The 10736-nt window shown below is 63.3% G+C and carries 5 protein-coding genes; 1 reads left to right on the forward strand and 4 read right to left on the reverse strand.

Annotation, left to right across the window (positions count from 1 at the left end; translation table 11 throughout):
- Window positions 1-39 precede the first annotated feature (39 nt).
- The 4 genes from V3W27_RS18695 to V3W27_RS18710 form a co-directional block, all read right to left on the reverse strand.
- Entirely contained in the window at window positions 40-519 is a 480-nt protein-coding gene (locus V3W27_RS18695; protein ID WP_330207242.1) for a copper chaperone PCu(A)C, read from the reverse strand.
- On the reverse strand, window positions 519-1124 hold the full coding sequence (locus tag V3W27_RS18700; protein WP_047599796.1) for an SCO family protein: 606 nt from the start codon (window positions 1122-1124) through the stop codon (window positions 519-521). Before V3W27_RS18700 ends, V3W27_RS18695 begins: the two co-directional genes overlap by 1 nt.
- 156 nt (window positions 1125-1280) lie before the next feature.
- A complete protein-coding gene (gene adeC, locus V3W27_RS18705) occupies window positions 1281-2687 on the reverse strand; it encodes an AdeC/AdeK/OprM family multidrug efflux complex outer membrane factor (RefSeq protein WP_330207243.1) in 1407 nt (468 codons plus the stop codon).
- Window positions 2688-2771: 84 nt separating this feature from the next.
- On the reverse strand, window positions 2772-3566 hold the full coding sequence (locus V3W27_RS18710) for a helix-turn-helix transcriptional regulator (RefSeq protein WP_225138690.1): 795 nt from the start codon (window positions 3564-3566) through the stop codon (window positions 2772-2774).
- Between the two features lie 488 nt (window positions 3567-4054).
- Between V3W27_RS18710 and V3W27_RS18715 the strand changes: the two genes are divergently transcribed.
- Window positions 4055-10468 (forward strand): amino acid adenylation domain-containing protein, encoded by a 6414-nt coding sequence (locus V3W27_RS18715; protein ID WP_330207244.1) that lies wholly within the window; start codon window positions 4055-4057, stop codon window positions 10466-10468.
- The last annotated feature ends 268 nt before the right edge of the window (window positions 10469-10736 follow it).

The following is a 10736-nucleotide window of genomic DNA, read 5'->3' on the forward strand; positions in this document are numbered from 1 at the left end:
ATCAATCAGGCCGCCCCTTTTTATTACCGCCAAGTCAGATCAATGCATCTTGCTGTGATCGTGGCCTTCCATGTGCGTCAGCGCACGGACTTCGGCTTTGACTTCGACGGTTTCTTTCTCGCCCTTGGCGTTTTCCACGGTCAGGGTCAGCGGTACGCTTTCGCCTTCCTTGAGCTGGCCGGTCAGGCCCATCAGCATCACGTGGTAGCCGTTAGGGTCGAAGGCGACGGCTTTGCCGGCCGGCAGGTCGACCGACTTGACCGGGCCCATGCTCATCACGTCGTTCTTCATCGACATTTCGTGGATCTGCACATCCTTGGCCACTGGCGAGGCCACGCTGAGCAGTTTGCTGTCGCTGTCGGCGGTGACGGTCATGAACGCGCCGCTGGCCGATTGGGTCGGCACGGTCGCACGCACCCAGGCATCATCGACCTTGGTCTGAGCCGAGGCTTGAAACGCCAGGCCCAGCAGGGACAGGGCGAAAACGGCGCGTTTGATGTTGTTCAAAACGGGGTGCATCAGCAGACCTCCATAACGGTGAGCAAATCTTCCGTGCACTCTTGTGCCGAAAGCGATACAGACAAACCCATGCGCAACTGGCCGCGCGAGTCGTAGACGTAACTGGTGGACGTGTGGGAGATGGTGTAGGTGTCGCCGGCCGGCACCTTCTCGAAGAACACGTCGAATTCCTTGGCGGTGGCCTGGGTTTCTTCCAGCGTGCCGTACAGTGCGACGAAGCTCGGGTCGAAGGCTTTGACGTAGGCGTCGAGGATCTGCGGCGTGTCTCGTTCCGGGTCGAGGGTGATGAAGATCACCTGCAGACGGTCGCCGTCCTTGCCCATCAGCTTCTTGATTTGCGCGGCGCGGGCGAGGGTGGTCGGGCACACCGCCGGGCATTGGGTGAAGCCGAAGAAGATCATCGGCATCATCCCGCGAAAGCTCGACAGCGTCATGGTTTCGCCGTCGGTGTTCTTCAGCTTGAAGGTGCGTCCGAGGATCTTATCACTCAGGTCCTTGCCGTACTTGTACGACAGTTGGCCACGGGTGTCGCAGCCGGCGAGCAGGCCCAGGCCCAGCACGCCCATTCCCGCAAGCACCTTGCGGCGAGTCAACAAAGCCGTCATCTAATACCGCCTTTTGCAGCCCGTCAGTCGGCAGGACTGGCGGGGGGTTAACCGTAAAAGCGGCGCATGATACCAAACTGACGGCAGACGCCGGCCACGGATCGCCGCACGGCGTCGGATCGGGCGACAAAAGGTGTAAGAAAAAGTGACGAGGGGCTACTGAACCCGGACCTCATTGGCCTGCCAGCCGCCGCCCAGCGCGGTGTACAGGTTGACCTCGGCAACCAGCTGCGCAAGACGATCAGTGATCAGCCCCTGCTGTGAACTGAACAGCGAGCGCTGTGCATCAAGAAACGTCAGGCTGCTGTCGACGCCATTCTGATAACGGTGTTGCGCCAGGTTGTAGTAGTCCTGAGTCGCCTGCACCAGATCGCGCTGTGCCTGCAATTGCTGCTGATAAGTGCTGCGCGCTGCCAGGCCGTCGGCAACTTCCTGAAACGCGGTTTGAATCGATTTCTCGTATTCGGCGACCGCGATGTCTTTCTGCAATTTCGAATAATCCAGACTCGCGCGCAGGCTGCCGGCGTTGAAAATCGGCAGGTTGATTTGCGGCTGGAACGTCCACGCCCCGGAGCCGGCGCTGAACAGGCCGGACAGATCGCGGCTGGAGGTGCCGGCGCTGGCGGTCAGGCTGACACTGGGGAAAAACGCCGCGCGCGCTGCACCGATATTGGCGTTGGCCGCTTTCAGTTTGTACTCGGCCTGGAGAATGTCCGGGCGCCGTTGCAGCAGGTCCGACGGCAACCCGGCCGGCAATTGCTGAACCAGATCGCTGGCCAGTGGTTGCGCCGGCAGTTGCTCGGGGACCTGAGCGCCAACCAGTAGCGTCAGGCTGTTGAGATCCTGCGCCACCTGGCGTTTGTATCGCGCCAGATTGGCCCGCGAACTGTCAACGCTGGTCCTGGCCTGCGCCTGTTCCAGCGCCGAAGACTTGCCGGCCTCACGGTTGCGCGTGGTCAGGCGCAGACTTTGCTGATCGGCGGCCAGGGTCTGGCGCGTCAGTTCGAGCAACTCCTGATCGGCGCGCCAGTTCAGGTAGGCATTGGCGACGTTGGCCACCAGACTCAGCTCGGCACTGCGCCGCGCCTGTTCGGTCGCCAGCCAGGTTTGCAGCGCCTGCTCGCTGAGGCTGCGCACTCGGCCGAAAAAATCCAGTTCATAGGCACTGACGCCCAGATTCACCGCATAGGTCGAATTGATCATGGCTTTGCTGCGGGTCACGCTGGGCGGCATGCGCTGGCGCGACTCGCTGGCATTGGCCGACACCGCCGGCAGCAAATCGGCGCGCTGGATGCGGTACTGTGCCTGAAACGCCTCGACGTTCAGCGCGGCCACCCGCAGATCGCGATTGTTCACCAGCGCGCTTTCGATCAACTGTTGCAGCGCCGGGTCGTTGAACAGCGTGCGCCAGTCTTCAGTGCGCGCTGCGGCGGGTGTCGGTGCCGGGTAAACCGCGCCTTGCGGGTACTGCGCAGCGCTCGGTGAGGCAGGGCGCTGGTACTCGGGAATCAACGAACAACCGGCCAGCAGGGCGGCGAGGGACAGCAGGGAAATGCGCAGCATCGAACGCTCTCATGCAGAAAAAACACGTGCCGGGCACTGCGTCCCCACACCATCATCAAACACCGTTGAACCACGACCGCGCGGTTATGCCCCGGCCATCCAGCGCGCCAGACCATGCCGTCCGCTGACCCCCAGTTTGGCGGTCGCTCGCTTGAGGTAGGTCTCGACGGAACTGCTCTTGACCCGCAGCTTCTCGGCCAGTTGCGGCACGGTACCGCCGGTCAACAAACCGAGGCAGACTTCTTTCTCTCGGGCCGACAGCACGATGCCGCCCAGCGCCAGACGTTCGTCGAACACCTGCTGCAACGGCGCTTGCTCCAGATCGGCCAAGGGCAGGCGTGGCTGTTTGGCGATGATCTGCCGACTGAGCTGCGCGTGCCGTTCAATCAGCGGCAACAGCGTGTCGGACAGGCTTTTGAGAAACGACAGTTCCGGCAGGGAAAACACCCGTTGCGTATGCGGTCGGTAGAACGAGATGACACAGCGGCGATTAGAGGTGCGGGACACCAGATTGCACTGGTGCACGCTGTGCTGCGGATGTTGCGGCTGGAGCGACGCTTTGAGTTGAATCAGCAGGGAATCATTCATCTCGATCATCTTCTGCAACAACGGATGATCGTCCGGACTTTTCAACGGGTCCGGTGGCGGGAAGGTCTGCGGCAGTCCGGCGCTGCCCAGCGCCTTGATCTCGACCACGCTGGCCTGACGTTCGTCCAGCGTCCACTCACTGAGATCGACGCGATTGACCGGCACCAGGGTGTCGACCAACTGGAACAGGTTGCTGGCGAAATGATCGTCGCCGGTGCTGGCAATCAGTTCCCCCAGTTGCCAGTAGAAATGCGGGTTTTCCATGTTGCGAATGCTGCCGGTCAGATTCATATCCTTGTCATCCCTGGTTCCGAGTCATCACCGAGTCGTCCGCTGTTTATGCAAAAGCCGCCCACGCAATCGTCTCTCCTTGAAACTGATCTGGGGCGGGATTTAAGCCTATGGATTTGTCCTACGTCTGTAGGGGAAAACAGGGACACAAAGTGCCATCATTTCTGAAAGTTGGCGCCGGGCTTCTGACGCCGTTTGCGACAGGTGTTGCGCATCGCGTGACTGTCTGGTCACGGCAAGACCTTGAAAACCGGGGCAGTTGCGTTTTTTTGAGGTCACAACGCAGGTCGATGGCAGCGCTGGTGTGTGGCATTTTTCCTACAGGATTTTCAGTGTTTCCTCTCCGAACTTTTAGTGGGTTCCCACCCAATCAGGGGTTACAAGCGCTGACAGGCCAGCCCCCGGGGCGGGGTTGTCCGGGTTTTACGTGTCATGTCGGCATCAGGGCCGATGCTTGAATAGGCGCAAAATCACATGAGAAGGATCTTATGCCGCCTATTTCTGCCCCTGCGGTGGCCACGCCGTCCGCATCGCTCCAGACGTATCCGCTGACCGCTGCGCAGCTGGATATCTGGCTGGATCAGCTGAGTCGCGGGGATTCGCCGCTGTACAACATCGGCGGCTACCTGGACCTCAGCGGGCCGCTGGATTCGGCGCGGATGCAGGCTGCGCTGGAAGCACTGGTAGCCCGGCATGACGCGCTGCGCACGATTCTGCTGCCGGGCGCCGGCGCCGATGGCCTGCCTTTGCAGCAGTTCGCCCGGTCAGTAGCGGTGCCGATGCCGATCGACGATGTGTCGGCGCACAGCGACCCGGAATCGGCGGCGCGGGCATTGGTGCAAGCACGCATCGATCAACCCTTTGTGCTGGACGGCGGCTGCCTGTTGCGCTTTCTGTTGATCCGCCTCGATGAGCAGCGACACTGGCTGTCCGTGCAGGCGCATCACTTGATCGTCGATGGCTGGGGCTTCGGCGAAATGTTCAAGTCGCTGGACGAGATCTACAACGCGCTGGCGCACGGCCAACCGGCACCGGTCGCGGCGCCGTCGTACATCGACTTCATCGAGGACAATGCGCGCTATCACGCGTCGCCGCGTTATGCGCAGGATCGCGCCTACTGGCTGGACAAGTACCGACAAACGCCCGAGCCGCTGTTGCTACCACGGCATCAGCAGAGCCTGGCCGGCCAAACCGCGCAGACGCAGGTCTACGCGCAGCCCTTGCCGGCGTTGCTGCACGAGCGCATGCAGCAGGTGGCCCGAGCGTTCGGCGCGTCGGCGTTCCATGTGTTGCTGGCGGCGCTGCATGTCTACTTCAGCCGCACCGCACAACGTGACGAATGGGTGGTTGGATTGCCGATTCTCAACCGCTCCGGCGCGCGCTTCAAATCCACGCTTGGGTTGTTCGCCCAGGTCAGTGCGGTGCGTATGGGCTTCGGTCGCCACTGCACGTTCGCTGAACTGGTCAGAGCGATCCGTGAGGAACTGCGCAAGGATTTCCGCCATCAGCGCTTCCCCGTGAGTGAGATGAACCGCGCCCTTGGCCTGCTGCGGGAGGAGCGCTCGCAGCTGTTCGAAGTCACTGTTTCCTACGAGCAGGGCACTCACGATTATCGCTACGGCGAGGCGTCGGGACGGATCATCAAGGCCTCGAACGTCGAAGAGGCCACACCGCTGGCGGTGCACTTGCTGAGCAATCTGGCCAATGACGACGCACGGCTGTACCTGATCTACAGCGAGGCGTATTTCAACGCCGATGAAGTCAAGGCACTGGCCGAACGCTGGTTGCTGATTCTGGAGCAGGGACTGGAAGCGGTGAATCTGGCGGTGGCGGATTTCGATCTGAGCACGCCGGAAGAAACCGCGCGGCTGCAACAGTGGAATGCCACGCGGGTGGACTACCCGGCGCCGACGACCCTTCAGCAACGTATCGAAGCGCAGGCGACGCTGCGGCCGCAGGCGCTGGCGGTGGTTGATCAGGGGCAAAGCCTGACCTATGCCGAACTCAATCAACGCGCCAACGCGCTGGCTCATCATCTGCTCGATCTCCGGGTGCGCCCGGATGACCGGGTGGCGATCGTTGCCCGGCGCGGCCTCGACACGCTGGTCGGACTGTTGGCGATCCTCAAGGCTGGCGCCGCGTATGTACCGCTGGATCCGGCGCATCCAGCCGAGCGCCTGAGCTACCTGCTGGAGGACAGCGCGCCCATCGCGGTGCTGACCCAGCGCGCGCTGCGCGGGCATTTGCCGGCGTTGTCGGTGCCGGTGATCGAGCTGGATCAGCCGAGTTGGTCGGTTGGCCGGGTCGACGCGCCGAAGGTGCCGGGGCTGACCCCGGCCAACCTCGCTTATGTGATTTACACCTCCGGCTCGACCGGCCTGCCCAAGGGGGTGATGGTCGAGCACCGCACCCTGTGCAATCTGGTCGATTGGCACGCTGATGTCTTCGACCTGCATGCCGGCAGCCATACTTCAAGCCTGGCCGGTTTCGGTTTCGATGCGATGGCCTGGGAAGTCTGGCCGGCGCTGTGCGTGGGCGCGACCCTGCACCTGGCGCCGGTCAGCGAGGGCAGCGAAGACATCGATGCGCTGCTCGACTGGTGGCGTGCGCAGCCGCTGGACGTGAGTTTTTTGCCGACGCCGATCGCCGAATACGCGTTCAGCCGCCAGCTCGATCACCCAACATTGCGCACGCTGCTGATCGGTGGCGATCGCCTGCGCCAGTTCCCGCGTCAGCCATCGTTCGAGGTGATCAACAACTACGGGCCGACCGAAGCCACGGTGGTGGCGACCTCGGGACGTATCGACGCCGGGCAGGCGCTGCACATCGGCAAACCGGTGAGCAACGCCACGGTGTATCTGCTCGACGAGCAGCAGCAACCGGTGCCGCTGGGCGTCACGGGCGAGTTGTACGTCGGTGGGGCCGGGGTGGCGCGCGGTTACCTGAACCGCGCAGAGCTGAGCGCCGAACGCTTCCTGCGTGATCCGTTCAGTGCTGAACCGGGCGCGCGCCTGTACCGCACCGGCGACCTCGCGCGGTGGCGCGCCGACGGCAATCTGGAGTATCTGGGGCGCAACGATGATCAGGTGAAAATCCGTGGCATCCGGATCGAGCCGGGGGAGATCGAGAGCGCACTCGCCAGCCATCCAGCGGTGCGCGAAGCGGTGGTGCTGGTGCGCGACGGGCAATTGCTGGCGTGGTTCACCGAGCAGGCGCCGCTGGACATCAATGAGCTGCACGCGCAACTGAAAACTCGCCTGAGCAGCGCCATGCTGCCGAGCGCCTATGTGCGTCTGTCGGCGCTGCCGCTGACCGCCAACGGCAAGGTCGATCGCAAGGCGTTGCCGGCGCCCGGGCCGGACGATCTGATCCGCCGCGAATACGAAGCGCCGCAGGGTGAGGTCGAAATCGCCCTGGCGCAGATCTGGGCCGAAGTCCTGCAAGTCGAGCGGGTCGGGCGTCACGATCACTTCTTCGAACTCGGCGGGCATTCGTTGCTGGCGGTGATGCTGATCGAGCGCATGCGTCAGCTCGATCTGAGCAGCGACGTGCGCGTGCTGTTCAGTCAGCCGACCCTGGCGGCGCTGGCGGCTTCGGTCGGCAGCGGTCGGGAGATCGAAGTGCCGGCCAACCGCATCGCCGCCGATTGCACCCACATCACCCCGGATATGCTGACCCTGCTGCAACTGGATCAGCCGACCCTCGACCGGATCGTTGCGACGGTACCGGGCGGCGCCGCCAACGTGCAGGACATCTACCCGTTGGCACCGCTGCAGGAAGGCATTCTCTACCACCACATCACCGCTGAGCAGGGCGATCCGTACCTGCTGCAATCGCAACTGGCGTTCGACAGTCTTGAGCGCGTCGAGGCTTTCGCCGCAGCGTTGCGAGAAGTCATGGCGCGCCACGACATTCTGCGCACTTCGGTGCTCTGGGAAGGCCTGAGCACCCCGGTGCAGGTGGTGTGGCGCGAAGCGATTCTGCCGTTGCAGGAGGTCGAACTGAACCCCGCCAATGGCCCGATCATCGATCAGTTGCACCAGCGCTTCAACGCCCGGCGTTATCGCCTCGACGTCAGCCAGGCGCCGCTGATGCGCCTGGTGTATGCCCGTGATCCGGCGCTGGATCGGGTGGTGGGGATTCTGCTGTTCCATCACTTGGCGATGGATCACATCGCCCTCGAAGTGATGCGCAGCGAAATGCAGGCCAGTCTGTCGGGGCAGGTCGTGGCGCTGGCGCCGCCGGTGCCGTATCGCAATTACGTGGCGCAGACGCGGCTGGGCGTCAGCGAGCAGGAACACGAGGCGTTTTTCCGCGCGCAACTGGCGGACATTGATGAGCCGACCCTGCCATTCGGCCTGCAGGAAGTGCAGGGCGACGGGCGCGGCATCGACGAAGCGCAGCAGGCGTTGCCGGCTGACGTCTATCAGCGCTTGCGCACCCAGGCGCGACAGGCCGGAGTCAGCGTGGCGAGCCTGATTCATCTGGCCTGGGCGCGGGTGCTGGCAGCGACGTCCGGCCAGCAGCGTGTGGTGTTCGGCACCGTGCTGATGGGGCGCATGCAGGGGGGCGAGGGTGCTGACCGGGCCTTGGGCGTGTTCATCAACAGCTTGCCGTTGCGCATCGATGTCGATGCGGGGGTGCTCGACGCCGTGCGCGCCACCCATGCGCGGCTGACCGCGCTGCTCGGGCATGAGCACGCGTCGCTGGCACTGGCTCAGCGCTGCAGCGGCGTCGCCTCGCCGTCACCGTTGTTCAGCGCGCTGCTCAATTATCGGCACAGTGACGAGTCCGAACTGCTGGAGCCATCCAGCCATGCCTGGCAAGGCATCGAAACCCTGGCCAACGAGGAGCGCACCAATTACCCGCTGACCATGAGCGTGGATGATTTTGGCAACGGCTTGCGCCTCACCGGCAGGGCCGTGGTGCAGATCGGCGCGCAGCGGATTTGCGGCTACATGCAAACCGCGTTGAGCGGCCTGGTACAGGCCTTGGAGCAGACGCCGCAACAACTGTTGAACCGCTTGCCGATCCTGCAAGCCGAGGAGTTGCAACGTTTGCTGATCACCTTCAACGTCACCGAGGTCGATTGTCCGCTGGAGCAGCCACTGCACGCGTTGTTCGAAGCGCAGGTGCGGCATAAGCCGGACGCCATCGCGCTGCAATCCGCGCAGGGAACCCTGACTTACCTTGAGCTCAATCAGCGCGCCAGTCGTCTGGCCCATCACCTGCGTGAACTCGGCGTGCAACCGGACTCGCGCGTAGCAATCTGCGTCGAGCGCGGACTGGATCTGATCGTTGGTTTGCTCGGCATCCTCAAGGCTGGCGGCGCCTATGTGCCGCTGGATCCGGACTATCCGCTGGAGCGTCTGAACTACATGTTGCAGGACAGCGCGCCGGTCGCACTGCTGGTGCATGACGCCACGCGGCAATTGCTCGGCGAGCCGGGTGTGACGACGATCAATCTTAATCACGGCAGTTGGGAGCAGCAGCCGTCAGACAATCTGCAGGTGCCGGGCCTGAGTGCTTCGAACCTCGCCTACATGATCTACACCTCGGGCTCTACCGGATTGCCGAAAGGCGTGATGATCGAGCATCGCAGCGCCTGCAACATGGTGCACTGGGGCTCGCAGATTTCGCCGCCGACCGAACACGGCGCGCTGCTGCAAAAAGCGCCGTTCAGCTTCGACAGTTCGGTGTGGGAGATCTTCTGGCCGCTGTGTTCGGGGATGCGTCTGGTACTGGCGCGACCGGATGGCAACCGCGATTCGGCGTATGTGGTGCAGACCATTCGTGAGCAGCAGGTAACGGTGGTCAAGTTCGTCCCGGCGCTATTGCAGCAGTTCATCGAGCAGGACGGTGTCGAACAGTGCACCAGCCTCACCGATGTGCTCAACGGTGGTGGTGAACTCAGTGCGGCGCTGGCGCGGCAGGTGCGCGATCGCCTGCCGTGGGTGCGGTTGCACAACGTTTACGGCCCGACTGAAACCACGGTGGACAGCACGGGCTGGACGCTGGAACCGGACATGCCAGTGCCGGAAAACGTGGTGCCAATCGGCAAGGCGTTGAGCAACACCCGCCTGTACGTGCTCGATGCGTACGGTCAACCGGTGCCACAAGGCGTCAGCGGTGAGTTGCACATTGGCGGCGTCGGCGTGGCGCGCGGTTACCACGGCTTGCCGGAGATGCAGGCCGAGCGCTTCATCGACAGCCCGTTTGTTGCCGGCGATCGCCTGTACCGCACCGGGGATCTGGCGCGCTACAACAATCATGGGGAACTGAAATTCCTCGGCCGCAACGACTTCCAGATCAAGCTGCGGGGCTTGCGCCTGGAGCCGGGGGAAATCGAGGCACGGTTGATCGAACATCCGGCGATCCGCCAAGCGGTGGTGATGGTCCGCGATGAGCGTCTGGTGGCCTGGTACACCCTGCGCGCCGGCATCGACGCGCCATCGCTGGAAACCTTGCGCGGCCATGTGCTGGAGCGTTTGCCCGAGTACATGGTGCCGGGCGCGTTTGTGCTGCTCGACGCGTTGCCGCTGACGCCAAACGACAAGATCGATCGCAAAGCCCTGCCGGAACCGGGGGCAGATGCGGTGATCAACCGCCCATACGTGGCGCCCGAGGGTGAAGTCGAAACCACGCTGGCGCGGATCTGGAGCGAGGTGCTTGGCGTCGAGCAGGTCGGACGGCACGACAATTTCTTCGAACTCGGCGGGCATTCGTTGCTGGCGGTGAGTCTGGTGGCGCGCATGCGTCAGAGCGGTTTGCACACCGACGCCCGAGCGCTGTTCAGCCAGCCGACGCTGGCGGCGCTGGCGCTCAGCACCACGCCAGAGGCGCAGCACGTGGTCATTCCGCAAACCACCATCCCGAGCCTCACCCGCAAACGGCGGCTCTGACCCGGAACTGATTGTGTAAACCAAACCCTGTGGGAGCGGGCTTGCTCGCCAATGCGGTGGATCAGTCGATGTTGATGGCGACTGTTACACCGTATTCGCGAGCAAGCCCGCTCCCACAGGGGTATTGCGGCGACCGAGCCTGTGGCTTGTCCCCGCTTCCCATGTCAGCCCCCCAGGCCCCGATGTTTTAGTTTTTCCAGGCTGCGCACAGCAGGCACGGACTCGCGGCTGCGCGCTCCTTTTTCTCGTATTTACAGCAGGTTATCCC

The sequence above is a fragment of the Pseudomonas sp. AM14(2022) genome (assembly GCF_036346455.1).
In the GTDB taxonomy this organism is placed as follows: Bacteria; Pseudomonadota; Gammaproteobacteria; order Pseudomonadales; family Pseudomonadaceae; genus Aquipseudomonas; species Aquipseudomonas putida_A.

Bases quoted from the DNA above. Each gene is read 5' to 3' on its own strand.
- V3W27_RS18695 (WP_330207242.1), bottom strand. From the start codon at position 519: ATGCACCCCGTTTTGAACAACATCAAACGCGCCGTTTTCGCCCTGTCC.
- V3W27_RS18700 (WP_047599796.1), bottom strand. From the start codon at position 1,124: ATGACGGCTTTGTTGACTCGCCGCAAGGTGCTTGCGGGAATGGGCGTG.
- adeC (WP_330207243.1), bottom strand. From the start codon at position 2,687: ATGCTGCGCATTTCCCTGCTGTCCCTCGCCGCCCTGCTGGCCGGTTGT.
- V3W27_RS18710 (WP_225138690.1), bottom strand. From the start codon at position 3,566: ATGAATCTGACCGGCAGCATTCGCAACATGGAAAACCCGCATTTCTAC.
- V3W27_RS18715 (WP_330207244.1), top strand. From the start codon at position 4,055: ATGCCGCCTATTTCTGCCCCTGCGGTGGCCACGCCGTCCGCATCGCTC.